The following is a 25000-nucleotide window of genomic DNA, read 5'->3' as shown; positions in this document are numbered from 1 at the left end:
ACAGGACGCGAGGTACGCGAGTGGGACACAGACCTCTCTTTCGCTGGATACTCGCGCTCGGCCTCCTGCTCATTACGGGCTCGGCGTTCGCCTACGCGGCCGCGCCGGAGATGCCGGAACTGCGTCAGCTCGACCTGACCGTGCTCACCGAGAAGCCGGACGGCACATGCACCGTGCGGTGGACGGACCCCTACGACCGGAGCAAGCGTGAAGGCGCGTACCGATGCGACCCCGATCGTGATCCGCAGTTGAAGGCACCCTCCTACGACCCCGAGACCGGTCACGGCTGGGACTCCGGTTTCGTGGTCGCGGAGGGGTCGGACAAGGGGCGGCTGTATGTCCTGGGCCAGGACGACGACGTCTACGACGCGCGCATCGCGCTCTCCGACCGGCTGATCCTGTTCGGGCTGCCGCTGCTGGCGGTGGGTCTCGTCGGCGGGAACATTCGGGCGGCGGTCCGGCTGCGCGGTGTCCGTCCCGGCCTGGTGGACCGCGCCTGGCGGCTGGCCGGTGCGGCGGCAGCGGTGGAGGAGGACCGCACGCGGGCCGTCGAGGCGGTGCGCGAGGCGTGGGTGCCGTTGCGGGAGCAGCGGGTGCGCGAGGAGCTGGGCCGGGTGCCCGTGACCCGGCTGCGGGACGACGAGCGGCGCCGCTTCCGGACGAAGGAGTGGGAGAACGCGGGCGTGCGCACTGTGCGCGATGTGCTCGACGCGGGCGTGTGGGAGCTGGGCGGACTGCCGGGCGTCGGACGGCTTACGGCGGAGCAGGCGGTCGCCGCCGCCCGGCGGACGGCCGACGCGGTCGGCGCCGACGTCGTGGTCCGCCTCACCGCCGGCCACTCCGACCCCCGGACGATCGCCCTGGTCACCGCCCTGCACGTGCTGGTGGAGGCCGGGCCGGAGGGACGGGACGCGGCGAACGCGGCCGAGGCGCTGGCCGCCCGCCTCGAACCGCTGCTGACGGACGCCGGCCCCGCGACCGGCTGCGCCACGATGCTCCGGGCGGACCCCGAGGACCGCCGCCGGGCCCGGTCCGCCGTGGCCCGGCTCCGCCACCAGCTGGCCGAGGCGGAGCGCGACGGCCTGACCGCCCGCTTCGGGCAGACCTCGGTGGACCTGCTGCGGGCGCCGAGCGGGGAGCTGGACGCGCTGTCCGCCTGGACGGACTTCGAGCGGCGGCCCCGGGCCTACTACGAGGTGCTCGCCGAGGTCACCCGCGACACCGGTGCCGGGGCCCGGCACCCGGTGGTGGGCTGAGCGGTGAGGTGTAGGTGCCGCCCGTCGCGATCCCCGAGGCGGCCATGTGGTCGTACGCGGTCAGGATGAGGTCCTTGGTGCGGTAGCCGCCGTACCGGGCCTCGTCCTTGCGCCGGACGATGGGGAAGGTGTCCAGGATGTACGCGGTGTCGGCCCGGCCGATCCCGTACAGGTGGAAGAAGAACGCGTCGAGCTCCGCCCGGATCCGGCGGCGGCGTTCCTCGTCCCAGCGGAACGGGCCGCCCGTGTCCCCCAGGTCGGCGGCGAAGGGGCTCATGTCGTGGGCGGTGCAGGTGAGTTCGAGGACGCGCGGCGTCAGGAATTCCGTGTGGCGGTGGACGGTCGCCGGGGGCAGGACGGGGAGCTGGCGGACGTAGAAGAAGTTGAGGTTGAGCCCCGCGGCCTTCTGGCGGGTGACGTAGTCGTAGACAAAGGAGTTGAAGTGCGCCACCAGGGCCGCGCTGTCGTGTGCGTTCCGGGTGTGCAGGAGGAAGACGGAGTCGCCGATCGCCGCCGGGGGCAGGATCGCGGAGATCATGGTGCGCTGGTTGGTGGGGCTGCTGATGCGGAGGAAGGCGAGGTGGCCGGGCGGGGTGCCGGGCGGTGTCTCGGCGCGGTCCACCCAGTTCCCGGGGACGGCCAGGCGGGACGCGGACGCCCAGGCGTCGGCCGTCAGATAGGCGGGTTGGTTCTGGCGCTTGACGGCGGTGGCGCTCTTGACCACGTCGGCCGCGCGGTGGTTGTACGCGTCGACCATCTTGGCCTCGTACAGCGGGAGCATGACCCGGTCGCCGTTGACGTAGTGGTTTCCGGCCGCCTCCCAGCCGGTGGCCGTCAGCTCCTCGCGGGTGCGGAACCGGTGCGAGTCGTTGGCCATGTGGAACATCGTGCCGAAGGTGACGCCCCACGGGTTGCCGTCCGGGTCGCTCTCCTTGATGAGGACGGGGAGCCGTGCGTAGATGCCGAGGGTGATCTCGGCGTCGCGGCGGGTCCGGAAGACCGGGCAGGTGCCCGTGTTGGGGTTGAGGAGCGCGATCTCCTCGGGCGTGAGCGCGAACACCCGCCCCTCGTCGGCGAGTTCGTCCGGGTCGCGGAGGAAGAAGGCGAACCGGGAGGCGGGTTCGCGCAGGGCGCGGCCGGTCAGGGACAGGATGCTGAACTTGAACGAGCGGTGGACGTCGGGGAAGACGGGCGCGGCGTTCTCGAAGTCGTACAGGGCGGCGAGCGCGCCCCCGTCGACCAGGTCCTTGAAGTAGAAGCGGGTCGTCGCGTCCGTGGCGATGCCGGTCGGCACGATCATGCCCATCCGGCCGCGCGGGCCGGTCAGCGCCCGGCCCGCCTCGGCGAACACGGCGTACGTGTTGATGTCACCGCGCCCGGTGAGCGGATAGCGGCCGCCGTTGCGCAGGAAGTGGCTCGTCCCCTCCGCCGTGCGCTTGGCCGCCTCGAACGCGGTGTGCAGGGCGGCCCGGTCCGGGTCCTCCTTGAGCGCGGCGATCAGGCGTTTGCGGGCGGCGGCCGTCTTCGCGGCGGCGATCTCCGCGTCGTGCTGGGCGAAGAACTCCTGCTCCTGGAGCTTGATGCGCTCCCAGGGCGGGTTGCCGAGGACGCAGTCGAAGCCGCCGATGCCGTCGGGGCCGAAGATCTCGGGGAACTCCAGGTGCCAGTGGAAGAACCGGTACCGGTGGCGCAGCCGCGCGATCTCCTCGTGGGTGGAGCGGGGCGCGCCCAACAAGTCGCGGAGGACCGCGTCGGTCACCGCGGGCGGGGCGTCCGCCGTCCTGCGCCACAGGAACGCGGCGCACCAAGCGTCGGCCGCCTCGCGCCCCGGTCCGATGTCCTGGCCGCGGAAGGCCCTTCGCTCGGCCCTGTTCCGCTTCTTCAGGGCCCCGGCGTGCGCGCGGTCGTCGCCCGCCGTGGGGGTGAACGCCGCGTCCGGGATGCCGCCCCGCAGCAGGTCCGGGGCCGCGCCGATCAGGGCGTTGCCGTGCTTGACGCGGGCGTCGAGGAAGGTGAGCGGCCGCCCGGGCTCCGGGGCCTCCAGCCACAGGGCCATCCTGGCCAGTTCGACGGCCATCGGGTCGAGGTCCACGCCGTGCACGCAGTGGGCGACGACCTCGCGGAGGGCGTCGCGGTACGGCTCCGTCGTGCCTCCGCGCACGTCCGCGAGGCGGCGGGCGATACGGCGGGCCGCCGCCACCAGGAAGTGGCCGGAGCCGCAGGCCGGGTCGCAGACGGTGAGGGCCAGGAGCTCCCGGTCGGCGGCGCCCGCTGCCTCGCCGCGTGCGACGGCGGCGTCGAGGACCGGGTCGAGCGCGGCGTCGAGCAGGCACTCCACGAGGGCGGCCGGAGTGTAGTAGGAGCCCGACGTCTTACGGGCGTTGCCGGGGAGCCCGACCAGCGTGAAGGCGCGGTCCGCCGCGTCGATCCGGGGCACGAGCTGGAGAAGCGATTCATGGACGGACCCCAGCTCCTCCGCTTCGAGGCGGCCGAAGTCGACCGGCCGGGCCCGCCGTGTGCCCGGGTCCGGGGCCTCGGACAACTGGCGCACCGCGGTGAGCAGGTCCGCGTCGGACAGCGCGAGCCCGTGCAGCGGGGCGTCGGCCTCCATGGGGGCGAAGAGGCCGCCGAGCCCGGGCAGGCCGAGGCCGGGGTCCCCGGCCGGGTCACCGAGGGCGTCGAGTACGGCGCGCAGCGCCGCGTACAGCTCACTCTGCTCCACGGCGCCGCGCGCACGGGCGCGGAGGCGGGCCGTCGAGAAGTGCGCCGCGTAACGCGCCCTGGCGCCGGCGCTCGCGTCCGGGGACAGCAGGACGTCGCGGTCCTCGGTGACGAAGAGGAAGAGGAGCCGGAAGACCAGGCGCAGCAGGGCGTTGTGGAGGGCGGCGGCGTCCGCGTGCGCGCGCAGCGCGGTGTTGGCGGGGTGCCGCAGGAATCCGGTGCCGAGGGTGGTGAGCGCGGCGCGCACCCCCGTGCGGAGCCGGTCCGGGGTCCGGCTGCTGGGGAGGGCGGACATCAGGCGGTCTTCCCGGCGGTGACGGTGGGGAGGTGACGGTCGCCAGCTGAGGTGGCGGTGGGCAGCGGAGACGGGGAGCGAAATCGTATCCGAGGCGGTCACCGTGCGGGAGGCCCCTCGCCGGGCGTTGGCTATCCTGAACGACCGTTGCGGGTGTGATCACGGGCGGCCGGGGGGCCACGGGCGCGGACGGCGCGCCCGGTGAGGGGAGAGTCACGTGCAGGGTGCCGCGAGCCGGGGGTCGGCCAGGAAGGCCGAGCAGGCGTGGAACCAGGGGATGGTCCTCATGCGGCAGGGGGACAACGCGGGGGCCGCGGCGCAGTTCGCGCTCGCCACGCAGCACGACCCCAGCACCGCCGACGCCTGGCTGGGACTCCATGTGACCGGCACGGACCAGAAGGCGGCGCTGGACGGCATGCTGCGCAACTCGGCGCAGTTCGGGGTCCTGCGGTCGAAGTACCAGCTGCCCTTCCGGTCCACCTTCCAGATCGGCCACTACGTCACCTTCCGGCTGGAGACCTCCCGCGATCTGTGGCTGGCGGCCATGTCGGCGTTCCTGGACGACCGGCGGCTCGACGAGGCGTGGAAGGGTCTGTCCACGGCGCTGCTGGACTGCGACGAGACCCGGTTCGTCTGCACCCGGTACGCGTTCCTGAAGGAGGACTGGCCGCTCGTCCTGAGGTTCGCGCCCGGGATCACCGACGCCTTCCTGCGGGACGAGGCGCAGTTGTACGTGGGCGGGGCGCTGTTCGCCCAGGGGGTCTGCCACGAGTCGCTGAACGTGCTGTCCGCGCTGCCGGGGAAGCTGGGCGCGGGCAGCAGGTTCGACGCCGAGGTGAAGTACTTCATGGGGCGCTCGCTGGAGGCGCTGGGCCGCGAGGAGGAGGCGCTGAAGCGGTACCAGTACGCGTTCCGGTGCGCCCCCGACCTGCTCGACGTGGAGTCGCGCGCCCAGGCCCGCCCGGTGAGCAGGCCCGCCCCGGCGCCCGCCGCCTCCGTCGCGGCCACGGCGGGCGGGGCGGCGCCGCAGACCGACTCGGGCGGCGACGGTGAGGACGGGCTGTCCGCCGACGAGCGGGCCCGGGTGCTCGCCGAGGCGCAGCGGGCGCTCGACGCCATGATCGGTTTGCAGCCGGTGAAGCGCCAGGTCCAGACGCTGCTCGCGCAGTTGCGGATGTCCGCGCTGCGCGAGGAGCAGGGCCTGCCCGGCGGGGCCCGCCCCCGGCACTTCGTCTTCGCGGGGCCGCCCGGCACCGGCAAGACGACCGTGGCCCGCATCATCGGCCAGGTCTTCGCCGGGCTCGGGCTGCTGAGTTCGGGGCATGTGGTGGAGGCCCAGCGCGCCGACCTGGTCGGGCAGCACCTGGGGTCGACGGCCCTCAAGACGAACGAGGTCATCGACTCGGCGCTGAACGGGGTGCTGTTCATCGACGAGGCGTACGCGCTGTACAACACCGGGACGAGCGGCGGCGACGCCTTCGGCAAGGAGGCCATCCAGGTGCTGCTGAAGCGGGCCGAGGACGACCGGGACCGGCTCGTCGTGGTGCTCGCGGGCTACCGGGACGAGATGTCGGGGCTGCTCGCCACCAACCCCGGACTGGTCTCCCGGTTCAACACCCGCGTCGACTTCCCCTCGTACTCCGCGGAGGAACTGGTGCGGATCGCCCGGTCCGTGCTGGCCTCGCAGGGCGACGAGCCGGACGCGGGCGCGCTCGACGTCCTGAACTCGTTGTGCACGGCGATCGTGGACGGCGGCAAGGCCGACCTGGTGGGCAACGCCCGGTTCGCCCGGGAGCTGTGCGCGAAGGCGTCGGCGCAGCGCGATCTGCGGCTGTACTCCGCGCACACCGACTCCACCCCGACCCGGGAGGAGATGGTCACCGTCCTCGCCTGGGACGTCGTCGCCGCCCACGACGAACTGATGGAGGCGCACCGGGACGCGGGCACGGCGTAGCACCTGTCTACGATCGATCGTGTGTGCGCACATGTGATCGTTGCCGAAGACGACGAGAATCAGGCGGAGCTGCTCCGCCGCTATCTCGAACGCGAGGGCCACCGGGTGACCGTGGCGCCCGACGGCCTGGCGGCGCTCGACGCGGTCCGGCACCGGGAGCCCGATCTGCTGGTCCTCGACGTGATGATGCCCCGGGCCGACGGCCTCGACGTCGTACGCGTGCTGCGCGCGGAGCACCGGGAGCTGCCGGTGCTGATGCTCACCGCCCGCACCACGGAGGACGACCTGCTGCTCGGCCTCGATCTGGGCGCCGACGACTACATGACCAAGCCGTACAGCCCGCGCGAGCTGATGGCCCGGGTGCGGACGCTGCTGCGCCGCAGCCGGCGGGGCGCGGGCGGCGAACCGGAGGATGCCGGGGTGCTGCGGGTGGGGGCGCTGGTGGTCGATCCGGTCCGGCACGTGGTGACGGTGGAGGGACGGGCTGTGGAGTGCACCCCGGGCGAGTTCCGCGTCCTGGCCGCGCTCGCCGCCGAGCCGGACCGGGTGTTCTCCCGGCAGCAGCTCCTGGGCGAACTGCACGGCTTCGACCGCTACATCAGCGACCGGACCGTCGACGTGCACGTGATGAACCTGCGCAAGAAGATCGAACCGGCCCCGCGGCGGCCCGTCCGGCTGCTCACGGTCTTCGGCGTCGGCTACAAGCTGACGGACCCGGCGAAGGCGGCGTCCCGTGCGGCGACTTCGTAGCGTGCGCCGCTCCCCCGGCCCCGGCGGGCGACGGACCGTACCCCTGCGCAAGAGCCTGTTCGCCCGGCTCCTCACGGTCTCCGCCCTGGTCGCGGCCTGCTCGGTGGCGGCGACCGCCTGGATCGCCGTGCAGACGACCTCGGGCGCGATCCGGCAGGAGCAGGGCCAGAACCTGGCCGCCGATGCCCGGATCTACCACCAGCTGCTCGGTTACGCGGCGGCCCATCCCACCTGGGACGGTGTCCGGAAGACGGTACGGGAGCTGGCCGAGCAGTCGGGGCGGCGGATCGCCCTGACGACCCAGGGCCGCGCCCCGCTCGCCGACTCGGCGGCCCCGGACGCGGCGGCCCTCCCGGCCCAGGCGTCGGCCGTGGTCGACCCGTTGTCCGTGGACACCGCGCTGGCGTCCGAGGGCGCCGGGGTGACGGGTGCGACCACGGACCGGGTCGACCCGCGCGCCGTGGGACCGTTCCGGCTGCCCGCTTCGGAGCGGACCCGGCTGCGGAAGATCGCGGACCGGGGCGTGGCCTGCCTGGGCGACTTCGGGATCGCCGCGGACGTGGTGGCGGGCGCCAGCGGTCGGCCGCTGATCCAGGTGGTGGGCGGCAACGACCCCGAGCGGATCCAGGGCACGCGGTGCGCCGTGGACGCGCTGGACACCCCGACGGCCACGGAGCGGAAGGCGCTGAAGGCGCTCAACCAGCTGGCCGACGCCTGTCTGGAGCGCCAGGGCCGCGGCGGCGTCCACCTCAGCCTCGCCCTGTCCTGGGGGCAGGCGGCCGAGCCCGTTCCGGCGGAGGCGGTGCCGGTGCCCGCCGCGCCGATGGCCTCGATGCCGCCGAGCGTCGAGCCGAGCGCGGTGCCGACCGAGGCGCCCCGCACGGAGCCTCGTGAAGGGCCCAGCGCGGTGCCGGGCCCCGGGGACCAGCAGGCGGCGGCCACCAGCGAGAACGACCGGGCCATCGCCTCCTGCGTGGGCACGGCCCGCCGGGAGCAGCTGAGTTCGTACGTGGCCTCGCCCGCCCTGCTCTTCATCGGCGACCCGGGCGGCGGGACCGTGCCCGGCTTCGACCTGTCACCGGCGAACACCGCGCGGATCGCGGGCGCGGCGGCCCTGGTGCTGGCCCTGACCGTGGGCGCGTCGGTGCTCGTCGGCGCCCGCCTCGTACGCCCGCTGCGGGCGCTGACGGGCGCCGCCCAGCGGATGCGCGACGGGGAGGACACCGCGCCGGTGGTGGTGGCCGCGGACAACGAGATCGGGCGCCTCGCCGCCACGTTCAACGACATGTCCGCCCACCGCGCCCGGCTGGAGGCGCAGCGCAAGGCCATGGTGAGCGACGTCGCCCACGAACTGCGCACCCCGCTGAGCAACATCCGGGGCTGGCTGGAGGCGGCGCAGGACGGAGTGGCCGACCCGGACCCGGAGTTCATCGCCTTCCTGCACACGGAGGCGGTCCAGCTCCAGCACATCATCGACGACCTCCAGGACCTGGCCCAGGCGGACGCCGGTGCGCTGCGGCTGCACCCCGAACCGGTGGACGTGGCCGAGCTGTTGGGGCAGGTCGCGGCCGCGCACCAGGCCCGGGCCGACGCGGCGGGCGTCGCGCTGGGCGTCCGCCAGGCGGACCTCCCCCTGCCGGCGTTGACGGCCGACCCGGTCCGGCTGCGCCAGGCGGTGGGCAACCTGGTGTCGAACGCCGTGCGTCACACCCCGGAGGGCGGGACGGTCACGCTGCGCGCCTACGGCTCCGAGGACGGGGACGCGGTGCTCGTGGACGTCGCCGACACGGGCAGCGGCATCCCGGCGGACGACCTGGCCCGCGTCTTCGACCGGTTCTGGCGCGGCGAGAAGTCCCGGTCGCGGCGGACGGGCGGCAGCGGGCTCGGTCTGGCGATCGTGCGGAAGCTGGCGGAGGCGCACGGCGGCACGGCGACGGCGGTGAGCACCCCCGGCGAGGGCTCGGTGTTCACGCTCCGCCTCCCGGCCGGTGAGGCGGCCCCTGGTACTCCGGACGACCCTGATGCGATGAACACAACGATCTGACAGCTTCCTCACAACTTGGCGCGAGCCTGTCCGCATGCCTCGCGCCGCGGTGCGCACCCGCACCGCGGCCGCCCCTGAGGCCCTCCGGAACGGAGCTCTGCCCATGCCCCTGCGCACTACCCTGCGTACCGCCCTCCTCGCCGCCGTCGCGGCCGGTGCGGTCTGCGTACCGGCCACCGCGGCCTTCGCCGACTCCTCGGCCAGGCCGACCGCGGCCCCGTCCGAGCCGCGGTCGGAGCAGTCCGCCGAGCCGACCGAGGCGCCGTCCGCCGTGCCGTCGACCGAGCGGACGGAGCCGCCCTCGGCGGTCCCGTCCGCCGCGCCGCGCGGTGGCGTCGCCGCCGGTGAGCAGCCCGCCGGCTCCTCGAACAGCGGCACGACCGCCCTCGCTGGCTCCGCGGCCGCCGCGCTGCTGCTGGGCGGCGCCGGGACGGTCGTCGTGCGCCGCCGCACCGCCCGCCGCGACGGCTGACCCCTCCCTCAGCCGATGAGCCGCAGTGGCGCCGCCCTTCCGACCCGGGCGGCGCCACTGCCGTACGTACGACCCCTGGAGCCCCGACCCATGCCCCGCACCACCCTTGCGCTCAGCGCCGCCCTGACCCTCGCCGCGCTCGCCGCCCTGTCCGGCTGCTCCGGCGACCCCGCACCGCAGCCCTCGAAGGCCCCCGCGTCGGCGGCGGCCCCCGAGGCCCCCGCGCCCACGGCCACCGCCACCGCCGAGCCGCCCACCCACGTCTCCATCCCGTCCCTGGGCGTGGACAGCGACATCATGCGGCTCGGCCTCAACCCGGACCGCACGGTCGAGGTCCCGCCGGCCGACAAGGGCATGACGACCGGCTGGTACACGGGCAGCGCCGTACCCGGCGAACCCGGCGCGGCGGTCCTCATCGGCCACAACGACACCCGCTTCGGCCGGGCCGTCTTCCACGACCTGCGCAAGATCGCCAAGGGCGCGGACATCGTGGTCCGCGACGGCCGCGGCAAGGACATCCACTTCGAGGTCACCGCCCACGAGACGGTCAGCAAGAACGCCTTCCCCACGGCCCGCGTCTACGGTCGCACCACGGAACGCGCCCTGCGCCTGATCACCTGCGACGGCGCCTTCGACGCGGCCGGACACCCGGTGGACAACCTGATCGTGTACGCGAAGCGGAAGTAGCCGGGGGCCGTCAGCCCTTGCGCTTCGCCAGCCGCTGCCGTCGCGCCTCGTACAGCACGATCGACGCCGCGTTCGACGCGTTGAGCGAGCTGGCCGAGCCTGTCATCGGGATGCTGAGCACGTGGTCGCAGCGGTCGCGCCAGGCCGTGCTGAGGCCCGTCGTCTCGTTGCCGATGAGCAGCAGGACGGGCTGGGTGAGGTCGAATTCCGAGGCGTCGCACTCGCCGTCCTCGTCGGTGCCGACGACGACCACGGGGCGCCCCCGGTCGCGCTCCTCGTCCAGCCAGGCGCTGACCTCGCGGTGCGAGGGGGTGCGGACGACGGGGAGGGCGAAGAAGGAGCCGGTCGTCGCGCGGACCGCCTTCGGGTCATACGGGTCGGCCGCGTGCCCGGTCACGATGAGTCCGCGGGCGCCGAAGGCGTCGGCGGAGCGGACGATGCTGCCGATGTTGCCGGGCTGCGTCGGGCGGTCGAAGACGAGGCCGAGGAAGTCCTCGTCGACGCGGATGCGGGACAGCTCGTCCGGCTCCATCTCGACCACGGCCAGGACCTCCGGGGCGCCCTCCGCCTTCTCGCTCAGCTCCGCGAGCAGGTCGGGGGCCATGGCGATGCGTTCCGTGCTGATGCCGCGCACCAGCTCCTCCGCCCAGCGGGAGAGCGGGCGGCTCGCGTCGTACAGGAGGGAGCGGACCGTCCAGCCGTGCTCGACGGCCATGGTGATCGGCCGGACGCCCTGGACGAGGAACTCGCGGGCGCGGCCGCGCTTGGTCCGGTTGGTGAGCAGCGTCTGGAACTGCTGAAAGCGGGCGTTGCGGGTCGTGATCCGCTGCACAGCCACCGGGGGTCCTCCAAGGGGTGATCGGCTCCTCCGGCCACGGCACGGGGCCGCCCCGGAAACCAGAAATTCCCACGGTTCGCGATGAACCGTGGGAACTGGATGAGTGTCCGAGGGGGGACTTGAACCCCCACGCCCGATAAAGGGCACTAGCACCTCAAGCTAGCGCGTCTGCCATTCCGCCACCCGGACCAGGTGATCCGCCCCGGTTTCCCGCGGCGACAAAGAAAACAATACCAGGGGTTTGGGGTGCCTCTCACCTGCATATCGGGTGGCCGGGCGGTGGACATTGCGCTGGTCAGTGCGGTGCGGAGGTACCGGAGAGCCATTTCGCGGGTGCTTCGCCGGGCTCCCGTACGGACCGTCGCGGCGTACGTACGGACCGTGCCGCCGGAGGGTCGGCGGCGGGGTCCACCGGCGGCCGGGCGGGGCGGGTTACGTTCGCCACCATGAGTGATCGCGGCCCCCGTCCTCCCCGCGCGCTGTCGCCGCTGCGCGAGCATCTGCGCGAGACCTTCTGGTTCGCCCCGGCCATGACGCTCGTCGTCGCCTGTGTGCTCTGGTTCGCCGCCTCGGCGCTGGACGAGCAGATCGTCTCGTACCTGCGCGACGAGCAGGCGTACGACGAGATCCAGGATCTCGTGAAGGTCGCCGAGGACACCAAGCAGATCGTCGTCACGGTCAGCTCGGCGATGATGACCTTCATCGGTGTGGTCTTCAGCATCTCGCTGGTCGCGGTGCAGATGGCGAGCGGCCAGCTCACGCCCCGGGTGGTGCGGATCTTCGTACGGAGCCGGATCAGCAAGCTGACCCTGTCGGTGTTCCTCGCGACGTTCGTGTTCTCGCTGCTGGTCCTCAGCTCGTACGAGAGCGAGACCGACCCGCGCCGGGTCACCTCGCTGCCGTTCATTCAGAGCGTGCTGACCGCCCTGCTCGTCGGGCTGAGCCTGCTCCTGTTCATCGGGTACGTGAGCTCCACGCTGCGCCTGATGCAGATCGGGCCCGTCCTCGACCACATCACCCGGGACACCTTCCGGGTGCTGGGCCGGATGCCCGCAGGACGCCCGGGCGGGGGGCCGCTGCCCGAGGAGACCGGGCAGATCCTGTACGAGGGGCGGGCCGGGGTCCTCCGCGATGTCAATGTGGCCCGGCTGGTCCGGGCCGCCCGGCGCCAGGGTGTGGTGCTCCGGCTGGTCCCCCGGCTCGGGGACTTCGTGGTGCCGGGGACACCGGTGCTCGCCGTGCACGGCGGGGCGGCCCCGGCCCGGCACGCCCTGCGGTACACGGTGTCGGTGGGCGTGGAGCGCACCCTGCACCAGGACCTGGCGTTCGGGCTGCGCCAGCTGTCGGACATCGCGCTGCGGGCGCTGTCCGCCGCGACGAACGACCCGACGACGGCCGTGCAGTGCCTGGACCGGATCGTGCAGTTCCTGGCGGCGGCGGTGCGGCTGCCGCTGGGCACCGTGCACCACCGCGACCGCAAGGGCGCGGTCCGGCTGGTGCAGGAGGTGCCGTCGTGGGAGGACCTGGTGGACCTGGGCTTCGAGGAGGTGCGCCGGTGTGCGGCGGGCGTCCCGCAGGTGACCCGGCGGCTGCTCGCCGGGATCGACGACCTGATGCCGCTGGCCGGGCCGGACCGGCGGGGCCCGCTCGTCCGGCACCGGGCGCTCACCGTACAGGCGGTGGAGCACGCGGTGCCGGACGCCGCCGAGCGGGAGTTCTCGCTGCTGCCCGACCGGCAGGGCATCGGCTGACGCGACCGGGCAGGGGTGCTACTTGCGCAGCGCCGCGATGCCCTCGTAGCCGATCCGCGCGTGGTTCAGGGACTGTGCGAGGTCGGTCGGGCTCGGTGCGTTGTCCTGCTCGACCATCGGGTTGCGGTAGCGCGCCTCTCCGACGCGGCTGAAGAACGTCCGGTAGTCGATGATCCCGGTGCCGAACGGGACCATGTCGTAGCCGTCGCCACTGGTGGTGTTGGCGACGCCGTCCTTGGCGTGGAACAGCGGGTAGCGCTTGTTGTTGCGGCGGACCAGGGCCGCCGGGTCGAAGACGTTCTCCCGCTGCGAGCCGTCGAGGGCGGTGTAGGTGTGGAACTTGTACTGGGCGACGTGCGCCCAGAAGATGTCCATCTCCAGCCACACGGCCTTCGGGTCGGTGACCTTCAGGAAGTATTCGAGCTTGCGGACGCCGGAGCTGCGGGTGGGCCGCCCCTGGTCGTCCAGCGGTCCGCCGTCGAGCAGGAAGCCGTAGGCCGCGTCGTGGTTGTGCGTGTACAGCTTGATGCCCGCACGGCGAGCGATCTGCCCCAGCGCGTTCCACTTGTCGGCGGCCACGTCCCAGTCGGCCCGGTAGGCGCTGCCGGTGGGGTCGCCACCCGTGCCCATGTGCTCCATGCCGAGGATGTTCGCCATCTCGAGTTGCCGCTTGAACTCGTCCAGGTCGCTCTGGCTCAGGGGCCAGGACGAGGGGATGAAGCCGTGGTTGCCCTGGGCGCGCAGACCGTAGTCGTCCAGCCAGGAGCGCAGGAGCTTCGCGCCTTGCACCGTTTCGAGGTTGCTGCCGCCGGGTGCGTTGGCGTGCTGGCCGAATCCGGCGAACTCGACCTGCCGGTAGCCGAAGCGGGCCAGCTGCTTGAAGACCTCGCGGAAGCCCGAGGGGAGGCCGGTGCTGAGAGGGTCCCGGCCCGTGGCGTCGCGCACGGTGTACAGGATGATGCCCCGCTTGTCCGCCGGGACGAGAGCCTGCCCGTGCCCGTGGCCATGGTCGTGCCCGTGCCCGTGGCCCTGGTGGGCGAAGGCGGGCGCGGCACCGAGGACGGGCGCGGCGATGGCCGTCGCCGCGGCGGCGGTGCACGTGCTGAGAAAGCGCCGGCGGTTGACGCCGAGGCTGCGCCGCAGGCCGTCTTCCGTACCGGGTGCGTCGTTGTACGCGGTCATGGTGTCCTACCTTCGTTCTGGGGTCGACGGGTCTCCGGGGAGACCGGCCAGCGTGAGGAGCAGGGACTTCACTTCGGTGGCCCGGAGGGGTCCGGTGAACGCGTGGGGGGTGGAGCAGAGGATGAGCGGCCCTTCTTCGTCGCTCGCGGGGAGGCGGCCGTGGCTGCCGCGTATGGGTGAGGGATCGAGCGGCACGACCGCCAGGCGGTAGCGCATGCCGAGCTTCTTGCGGGCGATGGCCTTGGCCGCCTTGACCCGGACGTACGGGTCCTCGGGGTCCATGAAGAGCTCGACCGGGTCGTAGCCGGGTTTGCGGTGGATCTCGACCAGCTGGGCGAAGTCGGGCGCGCGGTCGTCGTCGAGCCAGTAGTAGTACGTGAACCAGGCGTCCGGGTCGGCGACGGCGACCAGCTCTCCGGAGCGGGGGTGGTCCAGACCGTGGGCCTTCTTGCCCTCGTCGTCGAGGAGGAGGTCGATGCCCGGGAGTCCGGCCAGGGCCTCGCGGGCGGATTCGAGGTCTTCGGGGCGGCGTACGTAGACGTGCGCGATCTGGTGGTCGGCGACGGCGAAGGCCCTCGACGTCATCGGGTCCAGGTACTCCATGCCGTCCTGGGTGTGGACCTCCAGGAGTCCGGCGCGGCGCAGCGCCCGGTTGATGTCGACGGGCCGGTCGACCCGGGTGATGCCGTACTCGGAGAGGGCGACGACGGTGCGTCCCTCACGGCGGGCGTCGTCCAGGAGCGGGGCCACCGCTCGGTCCAGGTCGGCCGCGGCCCGGAAGGCGCGCGGGTCGTCGGGGCCGTACCGCTGGAGGTCGTAGTCGAGGTGCGGGAGGTAGCAGAGGGCGAGGTCGGGGTGGCGGGTGTCCAGGATGTGACGGGTGGCGTCGATGATCCACTGCGAGGAGACGAGGTCGGCGCCGGGTCCCCAGAAGTGGAAGAGGGGGAAGGTGCCGAGCTTCTCGGTGAGTTCGTCGTGCAGGGCCGGCGGGCGGGTGTAGCAGTCGGGTTCCTTGCGGCCGTCCGCGTAGTAGACGGGGCGGGGCGTGACGGTGTAGTCCGTGTCGGCACCCATGGCGTACCACCAGCAGATGTTGGCCACGGTGTAGCCGGGATGGGCGCGGCGGGCGGCGTCCCAGAGCTTGTCGCCGGCGACGAGTCCGTTGTGCTGGCGCCACAGCAGGACGTCGCCGAGTTCGCGGAAGTACCAGCCGTTGGCGACGATGCCGTGCTCGGCGGGGGCGGTGCCGGTGAGGAAGGTGGACTGGGCGGCGCAGGTGACGGCGGGCAGGACGGTGCCGAGCGGGGCGTGGGTGCCGGACTGTCCCAGGGCCTTGAGGTGGGGCATGTGGTCGAGGAGGCGGGGGGTGAGCCCGACGACGTCCAGGACGAGGAGAGGGGTGGGCGGGGCGGCCGCCCCGGCGGTGGTCATGGCAGCTCCTTCAGGCCGAGCTCGGTCAGGAGGTCGCGGGCGAGGGCGAGTTCGGCGGCGATGCCGTCGGCGAGCTGGGCGCGGGTGCGGGGGCGCAGCTCGGCGGGGAGCGCCTGCCAGGTGTACGTCTCGACCTCCAGGTGCCGGGTGAGCGGCCTGGCACCGCCGACGAGCCGGGCCAGCGTGGCGCGCAGGACGGGGAGCGTGGAGGTGAGCGGGGGTGCGGGCGGTGCGTGCAGCGGTACGTGGAAGTGGGCGCGCCACGGGGCGCTGTCGGGCAGGATCTCGCCGGTGACGGCCTCGTTGAGGTCGTCGGTGCCGCGCAGCCCGGCGGCGGTGGCGGTCCGGGTCTGGTGGAGGAAGCGCGGTTCGGCGAAGGCCGCGAGGGCGGTGCGTACCTCGGGGAGATGAGGGTGTTCGGCGTGCAGGGCGGCGGACAGTTGCGCCTTGACGGTGGGGATGCCGGCCCCGGTGAGGGCGTCGAGCGCGGTGTCCGGGTCTTCGAAGGACGTGGCGAGGTGGCAGGTGTCGAGGCAGACTCCGATGCGCGGGTGGCCGACGGCGGTCAGGGGGGCGACGGCGTCGGCGGTGGTTTCGACGGTGCATCCGGGCTCGGGTTCGAGACCGATCCGGATGGACTTCTCCGTGAGTTCGGCGAGTGCGTCGAGGCGTTCACCGAGGGTGGTGAGCGCGTCGAGTGCGGTGCGCTCCGCTTCGGGATCGCCCGTGTAGGGGGTGCGCCAGGCGAGGGGCAGGGTGGAGATGGTGCCCTCGGTGACGTCGTCGGGCAGGAGCGCCGCGAGCAGCCGGGCCAGGTCGGTGGTGTGGGCGAGTCGTTCGGGGTCCGACCAGTCGGGCTTGTAGACGCGGTACTTGACCTCTTCGGCGCCGAAGCCCTCGTACGGGAAGCCGTTGAGGGTGACGACTTCGAGGCCGCGGCGGTCGAGCTCGGCGCGCAGGGAGCGCCGTTGCGCGGGGTCGTTGATCAGGGTGTGGGCGGCGTCCCGGGCGAGCCAGAGGCCGATGCCGATACGGTCGCGTCCGAGCCTCCTGCGTACCGGTTCGCAATGGTCGCGGAGTTGGGCGCGGACGCCGTCCAGGGTTTCGGCGGGGTGGACGTTGGTGCAGTAAGCGAGGTGGACGACGGTTCCGTCGGGGTGGCGGAAGCGCATGGCCTCACTCCCCGCCGCGCAGGATGGAGTTGCCCTCGTGGAGCGGCCCGGGGGTGGCGGTGTCGAGGTGGAGGCGGCCGCTCCGTCCGTAGAAGGTGACGGGGTTGCGCCAGAGGACCTGGTCGACGTCGTCGTCGGTGAATCCCGCGGCGATCATGGCGTCGGCCACCCGGCGGGTCTTCAGCGGGTCGCTCCTGCCCCAGTCGGCGGCGGAGTTGACGAGGACCTTCTCGGTGCCGTGGAGCTTGAGGATCGCGATCATGCGGTCCTCGTCCATCTTGGTGTCGGGGTAGATGGAGAAGCCCGCCCAGCAGCCGCTGTCGAGGGCGTCCTTCACCGTCGTCTCGTTGAGGTGGTCGAGCAGCACCGCCTCGGGGTCGAGGGCGGACTCCCGGACGACGTCGATGGTGCGGCGCAGACCGGCGAGCTTGTCGCGGTGCGGGGTGTGGACGAGAGCGGGCAGGCCGTGGTCGGCGGCGAGCTGGAGCTGGGCGGCCAGCGCGTGGTCCTCGGCCGGGGTCATCGAGTCGTAGCCGATCTCCCCGACGGCGACGACGGAGTCCTTGACGAGGTAGCGGGGCAGGGCGTCGAGGACGGGGACGCACCGGGGGTCGTTCGCCTCCTTGGGGTTGAGGGCGAGCGTGCAGTGGTGGGCGATGCCGTACTGGGCGGCCCGGAAGGGCTCCCACCCGAGGAGGCCGTCGAAGTAGTCGAAGAAGCTGGCCGGTGAGGTGCGGGGCTGGCCGAGCCAGAAAGAGGGTTCGACCAGAGCGCGGACCCCGGCGTCGTACATCGCCTGATAGTCGTCCGTGGTGCGGGAGGTCATGTGGATGTGGGGGTCGAAGATGCGCATCAGGTCTCCTCCGTGGGGGCGGCGGCGGGGCCAGAGGCCGTGAGGGCGAGGACGTGGTGCAGGCCGGCGGGGACGGGTCGGCCGGCCGCGATGCGTTCGGACGCGAAGTCGCCGAGCATGCGGGCGAGTTCGGCGTCGCCTGGTGATCTTCGGGCCAGGCCGTCGACGGCCTCGACGGGGACGCCGGTGAACAGGCACTTCAGGACGGCGTGGCGCCAGCCGTGCGGATCGAGGTGGGCGGCGGCGTACGGCCCGACGGCCGCTGCGACGAGGGTGGTGTCGTTGGCGCGCAGGGCGTCCGCGACGATCGGCAGAGCGGCGGGGCCGAGGTCCAGCGCGGGCAGGGCCAGGAGGACCGCCCGGCGTTCGGCGGCGGTGCCCTGTTCGTAGAGGCGGGTCAGGGTGGGCAGACCGGCGCGCGCCTCGGCGAGCAGCAGGACGCGTACGGAGTCCGCGTGTTCGAGTCCGCAGTGGCGGCCGGCGGCGGCGTACCGCAGCTCCCACGGCGCTACGGCGTAGCTGTCCACGGGTGCGGTGGCCGGGTGCGCGGCGGCGTGGGCTGCCTCGGCGAGGGCTTCGTCCAGCCAGGCGCGTGCGGCTCCGCCGAGCAGGGTGTCGAGTTCCTCGCGGGTCAGGAGCGGGGTCGTCGGGGTGTGTGTCATGGCGTGCTCCCTTCGGCGGTCTCAGCGGTTCGACGGGCGGTGCCTGTTCAGGAAGTCGAGGGAGGAGCGGGCCAGGTCGGGGCCCGCGTGGGAGTGACGGGGCAGTTCGACGACGGTGAGCCCGGTGTATTCGCTGCTCCCGAGGGCGTCCAGGGCGGCGAGGACGGGCGGGAAGTCGATCTCGCCGTCGCCGAAGGGGAGGTGTTCGTGGACGCCGCGCCGCATGTCCTCGATCTGTACGTGGCGCAGCCAGGGGGCGGCGTCGCGTACGCAGTCGACGGGCAGGGCGGGCTCCAGGCACTGGCAGTGGCCGATGTCGAGCGTGAGGCCGAGGGGGTCGGGGTCACCGCTGAGCAACCGGAGGTGGTGGAAGTCGGCGAGGTTGGCGAGGAGATGCCCGGGCTCCGGCTCGATCGCCAGGGGGACCCCGGCCCGGTCGGCGGCGCGGAGGACCGGGTCGAGGGCGCCGGTGAGCCGCTGCCAGGCTGCTTCGGGTGCCGTGTCCGGGGGCGTGACGCCGCTGAAGCAGTGCACGGCGTGGGCGCCGAGGTCGGCGGCGACCTCGACGGCCCGGACGAGCAGCGCGGTCCTGGCCGCGCGGGCGTCGGGCTCCGGGTCCAGGAGCGAGGGGCCGTGCTTGCGGCGCGGGTCCAGGACGTAGCGGGCGCCGGTCTCGACGGTGACGCCGAGCCCCAGCTGCTGGAGCCGGGCTGCGACGCGGCGGGTGCGGGCGGCGAGGTCCGGGGCCATCGGGTCGAGGTGCATGTGGTCGAGGGTCAGGCCGACTCCGTCGTAGCCGAGGTCGGCGAGAAGGGCGAGGGCGTCGTCCAGTCGGAGATCGGTGAGTCCGTTGGTTCCGTAGCCGAGGCGGAGGGTCATGTGGGGCTCACCTTCCGGGAGAGGGCGCGGGCGAGCGGGACCAGGCCCATGACGGCGAGCGCGGCCCCGGGTGCTCCGGCGCGTGCGGCGAGGGCGGCCTGGAGCGGGATCATCGCCCGGATGCCGCTGCCGACGGCGCGCTGTGTGAGCGGCGGCGAGGGGTTGAGCACGGCGTGCGTGAGGGGGCGTGCGGCGGTGCGGAGGTAGGCGCCGGTGAGCGCGGCGAGGAGGAGCCTGGTGGGGGCGGTGCGCGGGGCCCGCCGCTCGTGCACCACGGCGCCGGCGATCCCGGTGGCGGCGATGAGCGCGGTGGCGGGCGCGGTGATGGAGCCGCCCCGCGCCTCGTGGCGCGAGACGGAGGTGACCGCGTAGGTGTGCGCGCCGAGCAGAGCGGCGGCGGGCAGGGCGGTGCGGGTGGCGCGCAGCGCCGGATCCCGCCCTGTGGCCGTCGCTCCCAGCAGCAGGTCCAGGCTCCGCGCCGCCGCCATCGCGGCCGGGCCCGCCGGGGTGTGCTTGAGGCGGAGGTCGTACGCCCAGACGGTGGCCGCGAGGGCGGTGGCCACGCCCAGGGCAGGGCGGCCCGCGCGGGCGGCGAGCACCAGGCCGGCCCCGGTCAGGGCGCCGGCCGCCGTGAGGGCAGCGCGCGAGGTGATCCGGCCCGAGGGGATCGGCCGGTGCGGGCGGTCGACGGCGTCCTCGTCGCGGTCGGCCCAGTCGTTGAGCGCCATGCCGGCCTCGTACAGGCAGAGCGAGGCGCCCATCGCCAGGGCCGTGGGGCGGTCGGGGCGCCGGCCGGCGGCCGCGGCGCCCGCGAGGGCGTCGCCGGGGACGGTGAACAGGGCGGAGATCCGCAGCAGTTCCGCCCAGGCGCGTGCCGTCACCGGTCACCCCGGAGCAGCTCGGCGAAGGCCAGCAGCGCCAGGTACTGCTCGGCGAGCGCGGCCGGTCCGCCGTCCGGGTCCTTGAAGTAGAAGCCGAGTTCGGGCCGGGGGCCGGTCAGTCCGACTTCGTGAGCCCGTGCCAGCAACCGGGCCAGGTCGAGGACCAGGGGCGCGGCCAGGGCCGAGTCGCAGCCCTGCCAGGTGGTCTGGAGCACCATGCGGGTCCCGAGGAAGCCGTCGAAGGCGATGTGGTCCCAGGCCGTCTTCCAGTCGCCGAGTGCCGGGACGTCGTCGATGTGGACCTCGCCCTCGGGGGCGTCGCCCAGCGTGTCGGCGAGGACGCGTTCCTTGCCGGCGTTCTTCGCCGCGGCGGCGGCCGGGTCGGCGAGCGCGGCCCCGTCCCCGCCGCCCAGCAGATTGGTCCCGGACCAGGCCCGTACGGGCAGGGCGCGCTGGACGAACATCGGGGCGAGCACGGAGCGCAGCAGGGTCTGGCCCGTCTTGCCGTCGCGGCCGGCGTGCGGCAGACCCGAAGCGGCGACGGCGTCCCGGAGGGCCGGTGCGCCCAGGCCGGTGGAGGGGGTGAAGTTCACGTACGGGCAGCCGGCCCGGAGCGCGGCGGCCGCGTAGAGCGAGCTGGCGGGCAGCCGTACGGCGTCGGGGGCGGGTGCGGGCTCGGTGGAGGAGACGTTGACGACGACGGTCCTGGCCAGGCGGTTGCGGTGGCCGAAGTCCCGGAGGTCGGCGGCGAACGCGGCGATCAGTTCCTCGTCGGTGCGGGTGTCGCCGGGAAGGGGGCCGCCGACGCGTATCTCCTCTTCGGCGGAGCCGAGTTCGGCCCCCACGGCCGAAGGGAGACCGTGCGGGAGCACTCCCCCGGCGGCCAGTTCCTCGGCCCGTTTGGGGAGGGGGCAGTCCAGGATGTCGTGGCCGCCGAAGACGAGGGAGGTGAGGGGTGGCAGGCCGCTGTCGGCGAACGGGGCGGTCTCGGTGACCATGCCGACCGCCGGGTGGAGTCCCGTCGCGACCGCCGCGCACCCCGCTGTGGCGGTGGTGGCGACGGAGCCGTGTGCTCCGATGAACCAGACTCCGGTACGAACGGCGGTTGCTGACACGAGCTGCCTCCCTGGCTGGGGGTTCTGGCTGGGCGGGTCCGGTGGCGCTGTACGCGAGAGGGAGGGCGGCGGGCGGGGCGTGTGGGCCCGCCCGCCGCCGGTCGGGGTACCGCCCCCTACGCCGGGGGCAGCTCCTTCAGCTGGATGTTGCGGAAGGACACCTGGTCGTCGGCCCCGTGGTTCTGGAGGCCGATGTAGCCGTCCTTGAGGCTGCGGACCGGGTCGGTGTTGGTGAAGTCGTTGATCTTCACACCGTTGAGGAAGATCTGGAGCCGTTCGCCGCGCACCTTGATCTCGTAGCTGTTCCACTGGCCGGGCGGGCGCAGCACCCGGTCACGGGCCTTGGTGTCGGCCGCCTTGAAGGTGTAGACGGAGCCGGTGGTGCGGTCGACGGCGTCGGAGGCGTCGATCTGGACCTCGTAGCCGTTGTCCACCGCGGACCAGGGGTCGTCGGACTCCGGGAAGCCCACGAAGACGCCGGAGTTGTCGTCGCCCGCCAGCTTCCAGTCGAGCTTCAGGGAGTACGACTTCAGCTCCTTGGCCTGGTAGGTCAGCAGGCCCATGCCGCCTTCGGAACGCAGCTCGCCGTCGACCACGTCGAACTTCCCGGGGCCTGCCTGCTTCCAGCCTTCGAGCGTCTTGCCGTTGAAGATCGACCGGTAGCCGGTGCTGGGCTTGCAGTCGGCCTTCACCTGGCCGGCCGCGTAACGCAGCCCGCCCGAGAGCAGCTTGCGGAAGTCCGGGTCCGCGTAGGACTCCTTGGTGTGGCCGAGGCCGGTGTAGAAGGAGCGGCCGCCCTCGTAGGTCTGGCACCAGGTGATCGGGTGGTCGCCCTTCATGGTGCCGCCGGTGTAGGTCGTCTCGTCGAGGGTGGCGAGGACCTTCACCTTGTCGCGCGGGTTGGTGCGGTAGTTGTACAGCTCGTCGGTCCGCTGCCATTCGTCGCCCAGGTGGGCGGTGGCCGGGTCCTCGTGGTCCTCGACCCGGACGGTGACGGGCTGGATGGCGGGGTGGCTGTCGAAGTACGCGCCGACGAGTCCGCCGTAGAAGGGCCAGTCGTACTCGGTGTCGGCGGCGGCGTGGACGCCCAGGTAGCCGCCGCCGGTTTTGATGTAGTTCTCGAAGGCCTTCTGCTGGTCGGCGTCGAGGACGTCACCGGTCGTCGACATGAAGACGACGGCGTCGTAGCGGGCCAGGTTGGCGGTGGTGAACTGGCCGGCCTCCTCGGTGGCGTCGACCGTGATGTTGGTGTCCTTGCCGAGTTCCTTCAGTGCGGCGATGCCTTCGGGGATCGCGTCGTGGCGGAAGCCGGCGGTCTTGGAGAAGACCAGGACGCGCTTGGCGGTCTTGTCGGGCGGGGTGTTGGAGAGTTCGAAGTCGTCGATGTCGAAGAGTGCTCCGTCACCGCCCTTGAACACCAGGAAGAGCTCGGTGGCCTTCTTCGGTGCGCCGCGCAGCGGGACGTCGATGTCCTGGAACGTCTCCCAGCCGCCGGTCACGGGGACCGGTGCGGAGCCGAGGATCTTGCCGGTCGGCGAACCGGTGCGCACTTCGAGGAAGCCGCCCGCACCGCCGGAGGAGATCCGGGCGGTCAACTTGGTGGAGTCGCCGAGGATGTAGGGCTTGAAGGAGATCCAGTCGTCGTTGTTGATGTCGCCGACGGTCTTCCCGCCCTCGGCGTTCGCCTTGTCGTACGTCTGGATGCCGGACGAGTCGGAGAAGTGCTCGGCCTGGCGGTGGCGCGGCTGGAGCTGCGCCTGGTCGTGACCGGTCAGTGCGGCCTGGCCGCCGCCTCCGCCGTCGGTGTAGGAGGCGTCGATGACACCGAAGATGTTGGCGTTGGGGTCGTGCCCGCCGTCCATCTCGGTCTTGATGGTTCCGGTGCAGCCGTGGGCCGAGGTGATCGGGTGGCCGTGGCTGTCGTGACCGAGCACGAAGCTGACCTGGACCTTGGAGCAGTCGATCGTGCCGTCCTCGGGATCGGTGACGGTGACCTTGAACGGGATCTCGTCGCCGAAGGTGAACAGCTGCCCGTCACCCGGGAGTTCCAGCTTCACGGTGGGTGCGGTGTTGCCGACGGTCACGTGCACGCTGGCCGAACCGGTGCGTCCGGAGGGGTCCTCGGCGGTGACGGTCGCGGTGTAGGTGCCGTTCTTCCTGTACGTGTACGTGGGGTTCGCGGCCGTGGACGTCCCTCCGTCGCCGAAGTCCCACGCGTAGGTGAGTGCGTCGCCGTCGCCGTCGGTGGTGCCGGCGGAAGAGAACTGCACCTTCAGGGGCGCGGTGCCCGAGGTCTTGTTGGACGAGGCCTCGGCGATCGGGGAGCGTCCGCCGGTGGCGTTCTCGATGCGGTAGAGGGCGGAGTTCTCGTCGCCGCCGAACCAGGAGAGGCCGTAGTCCAGGACGTACAGGGCTCCGTCGGGCCCGAAGGCCATGTCCATGATCTGGGTGCCGGACCACGGGATGTCGTTGATGGACTGCACGGCGCCGTCGGCGTCCTGCTCGATCCGCTTGATCCACTGCCGGCCGAACTCACCGGCGAAGAAGTCCCCGTCGTACGCCTCGGGGAACTTCACGGGCGAGTCGAGATCGGCGTCGTAGTGGTAGACCGGTCCGCCCATCGGCGACTCGGAGCCGGTTCCGAACTCCGGTACGGAACCGCCGTCGTACGGGATCCAGGCGGGCTGGGCCGGGGGCAGGTCCACGATGCCGGTGTTGTGCGGCGAGGTGTTCTTCGGGGCCGCGCAGTCGAAGGCGGCGCCGGAGGTCTTGGTGGCGAAGTCGTAGTCGATGAACGGGTCGTTGTCGCCCGTGCAGAACGGCCAGCCGAAGTTCCCGGCCTTCGTCACCCGGGCGAACTCGACCTGTCCGGCCGGTCCCCGCTTGGGGTCGGCCGCACCCGCGTCGGGCCCGTAGTCGCCCACGTAGACGATGCCGGTCGCCTTGTCGACGGAGAAGCGGAACGGGTTGCGGAAGCCCATCGCGTAGATCTCGGGACGGGTCTTGTCCGTACCCGGGGCGAAGAGGTTGCCGTCCGGAATGGTGTACGAGCCGTCGTCGGCGACCTTGATGCGGAGGATCTTGCCGCGCAGGTCGTTGCTGTTGCCGGCGGAGCGGCGGGCGTCGAACGCCGGGTTGCGGTCCGGGCGCTCGTCGATGGGGCTGAAGCCGTCGGAGGCGAAGGGGTTGGAGTCGTCGCCGGTCGACAGGTACAGGTTGCCGTCCGCGTCGAAGTCGATGTCCCCGCCGACGTGGCAGCACATGCCGCGGGACGTCTGGACGTCGAGCACCTTCTTCTCGCTGCCGAGGTCCAGCGTGCCGTCCTCGTTGAGGACGAAGCGGGAGAGCCGGTTGACTCCGTCGAAGGGGGCGAAGTCGGCGGCGGTGCCGGTCTCGGGGGCGTCGCCCGCCGGGGTGTCCAGCGGGGGCGCGTAGTAGAGGTAGATCGCCCGGTTCTCGCTGAACTCCGGGTCGACGCCTATCCCCTGGAGGCCCTCCTCGTCGTGCGAGTAGACGGGGATCACGCCGGAGATCCTGGTGTTGCCGGCGCTGTCGGTGATGCGCAGCTCGCCGCTGCGCGCGGTGTGCAGCACGCTGCGGTCGGGAAGCACGGCCAGCGACATGGGCTCGCCGGTCTCGGCGGCACCCTTGGCGAGGGTGACCTGCTGGAAGTCTTCGGCGGCGGGCGCCGGCGCGGGCTCCTCGTGGGCGACCGCCGTGCCCGAGGCGGTGCTCAGGCTGAGGGTGGCGGCGGCCAGGAGGCCGCCGGCGAACAGGGCGAGGGATTTGCGGACGCGGCGCCTGGTGCGACTGCCGCTGCGGGTTGTGTGCACGTGTCCTCCGGGTGAGTGCCGGTTGTGCGGGCGGTGCTGCCGTGCCGTTCGCGCGGGGACTGCCGCGCAGGTCGACCGGGTCCGTGCGACGCCGGTGACAGGGAGATGACAGTGGCCTATGTCAGGGACATGTCAGCGCCATGTCAGAGACGGTAGGCCTGTTCGTCCGGGACGGAAAGCCCTTGTGCGCAGAGTTGCCGGACTTTTTCCTGCGTCAGGACAAA

18 protein-coding genes and 1 tRNA gene are annotated in these 25000 nt (G+C 72.8%); 7 read left to right on the top strand and 12 right to left on the bottom strand.

The genetic code is table 11. The annotated features are described in order from the left end of the window. The first annotated feature begins 20 nt into the window (after positions 1-20). Complete coding sequence (locus OHS17_RS28960) at positions 21-1256, top strand: hypothetical protein (RefSeq protein ID WP_330314528.1); 1236 nt, start codon at positions 21-23, stop codon at positions 1254-1256. Here OHS17_RS28960 and OHS17_RS28955 read toward each other — a convergent pair. Continuing rightward, positions 1210-4272: an Eco57I restriction-modification methylase domain-containing protein gene (locus OHS17_RS28955; protein ID WP_330314527.1), complete on the bottom strand. Its 3063-nt coding sequence runs from the start codon at positions 4270-4272 to the stop codon at positions 1210-1212. The two genes, OHS17_RS28960 and OHS17_RS28955, sit on opposite strands and share 47 nt — an antisense overlap. Before the next feature lie 217 nt (positions 4273-4489). Between OHS17_RS28955 and OHS17_RS28950 the strand changes: the two genes are divergently transcribed. The 5 genes from OHS17_RS28950 (at position 4490) to OHS17_RS28930 (ending at position 10179) form a co-directional block, all read left to right on the top strand. Further along, on the top strand, positions 4490-6226 hold the full coding sequence (locus OHS17_RS28950; protein WP_330314526.1) for an AAA family ATPase: 1737 nt from the start codon (positions 4490-4492) through the stop codon (positions 6224-6226). Between the two features lie 21 nt (positions 6227-6247). Next, positions 6248-6976: a response regulator transcription factor gene (locus tag OHS17_RS28945; RefSeq protein WP_330314525.1), complete on the top strand. Its 729-nt coding sequence runs from the start codon at positions 6248-6250 to the stop codon at positions 6974-6976. Further along, positions 6960-9020 carry a sensor histidine kinase gene (locus OHS17_RS28940; protein ID WP_330314524.1) on the top strand — a complete coding sequence of 687 codons (2061 nt, stop codon included), beginning with the start codon at positions 6960-6962 and terminating at the stop codon, positions 9018-9020. Before OHS17_RS28945 ends, OHS17_RS28940 begins: the two co-directional genes overlap by 17 nt. 103 nt (positions 9021-9123) lie before the next feature. Beyond that, positions 9124-9492: a sortase-dependent protein gene (locus OHS17_RS28935; protein WP_330314523.1), complete on the top strand. Its 369-nt coding sequence runs from the start codon at positions 9124-9126 to the stop codon at positions 9490-9492. A gap of 90 nt (positions 9493-9582) precedes the next feature. Next, positions 9583-10179 carry a class F sortase gene (locus OHS17_RS28930; RefSeq protein ID WP_330314522.1) on the top strand — a complete coding sequence of 199 codons (597 nt, stop codon included), beginning with the start codon at positions 9583-9585 and terminating at the stop codon, positions 10177-10179. A gap of 10 nt (positions 10180-10189) precedes the next feature. Here OHS17_RS28930 and OHS17_RS28925 read toward each other — a convergent pair whose 3' ends face one another. Both OHS17_RS28925 and OHS17_RS28920 read right to left on the bottom strand, forming a co-directional pair. Then, positions 10190-11011, bottom strand: coding sequence for an RNA methyltransferase (locus OHS17_RS28925; protein ID WP_330315386.1), 822 nt, complete (start codon positions 11009-11011; stop codon positions 10190-10192). A gap of 110 nt (positions 11012-11121) precedes the next feature. Continuing rightward, positions 11122-11206 (bottom strand) — tRNA-Leu (locus OHS17_RS28920). Between the two features lie 257 nt (positions 11207-11463). Here OHS17_RS28920 and OHS17_RS28915 point away from each other — a divergent pair. After that, complete coding sequence (locus OHS17_RS28915; protein ID WP_330314521.1) at positions 11464-12768, top strand: DUF2254 domain-containing protein; 1305 nt, start codon at positions 11464-11466, stop codon at positions 12766-12768. An 18-nt stretch (positions 12769-12786) separates the two neighbouring features. Here the strand turns inward: OHS17_RS28915 and OHS17_RS28910 are convergent, their stop codons facing one another. From OHS17_RS28910 to OHS17_RS28870, 9 genes are all read right to left on the bottom strand, one after another. Next, positions 12787-13950 (bottom strand): sugar phosphate isomerase/epimerase family protein, encoded by a 1164-nt coding sequence (locus OHS17_RS28910; protein WP_330314520.1) that lies wholly within the window; start codon positions 13948-13950, stop codon positions 12787-12789. 6 nt (positions 13951-13956) lie between these two features. Further along, a complete protein-coding gene (locus OHS17_RS28905; protein WP_330314519.1) occupies positions 13957-15381 on the bottom strand; it encodes a nucleotide pyrophosphatase/phosphodiesterase family protein in 1425 nt (474 codons plus the stop codon). Further along, positions 15378-16553, bottom strand: a complete 1176-nt coding sequence (gene eboE / locus OHS17_RS28900) for a metabolite traffic protein EboE (protein WP_330314518.1) — start codon at positions 16551-16553, stop codon at positions 15378-15380. The genes OHS17_RS28905 and eboE overlap by 4 nt, the downstream gene beginning before the upstream one ends. Positions 16554-16557: 4 nt before the next feature. Further along, positions 16558-17406, bottom strand: coding sequence for a TatD family hydrolase (locus OHS17_RS28895; protein ID WP_330314517.1), 849 nt, complete (start codon positions 17404-17406; stop codon positions 16558-16560). Further along, complete coding sequence (locus tag OHS17_RS28890) at positions 17406-18068, bottom strand: EboA domain-containing protein (protein ID WP_330314516.1); 663 nt, start codon at positions 18066-18068, stop codon at positions 17406-17408. Before OHS17_RS28890 ends, OHS17_RS28895 begins: the two co-directional genes overlap by 1 nt. Before the next feature lie 21 nt (positions 18069-18089). Further along, positions 18090-18947 (bottom strand): sugar phosphate isomerase/epimerase family protein, encoded by an 858-nt coding sequence (locus OHS17_RS28885; RefSeq protein WP_330314515.1) that lies wholly within the window; start codon positions 18945-18947, stop codon positions 18090-18092. Then, positions 18944-19828, bottom strand: coding sequence for an SCO3242 family prenyltransferase (locus OHS17_RS28880; protein WP_330314514.1), 885 nt, complete (start codon positions 19826-19828; stop codon positions 18944-18946). Before OHS17_RS28880 ends, OHS17_RS28885 begins: the two co-directional genes overlap by 4 nt. Continuing rightward, complete coding sequence (locus OHS17_RS28875; RefSeq protein ID WP_330314513.1) at positions 19825-20943, bottom strand: inositol-3-phosphate synthase; 1119 nt, start codon at positions 20941-20943, stop codon at positions 19825-19827. Before OHS17_RS28875 ends, OHS17_RS28880 begins: the two co-directional genes overlap by 4 nt. Positions 20944-21059: 116 nt before the next feature. Next, positions 21060-24776: a ThuA domain-containing protein gene (locus OHS17_RS28870; RefSeq protein ID WP_330314512.1), complete on the bottom strand. Its 3717-nt coding sequence runs from the start codon at positions 24774-24776 to the stop codon at positions 21060-21062. Positions 24777-25000: the final 224 nt, after the last annotated feature.

The organism is Streptomyces sp. NBC_00523, assembly GCF_036346615.1.
Lineage (GTDB): Bacteria > Actinomycetota > Actinomycetes > Streptomycetales > Streptomycetaceae > Streptomyces.
The sequence above is the reverse complement of the archived record's forward strand: the minus strand, read 5'-3'. Positions and strand labels throughout refer to the sequence as shown.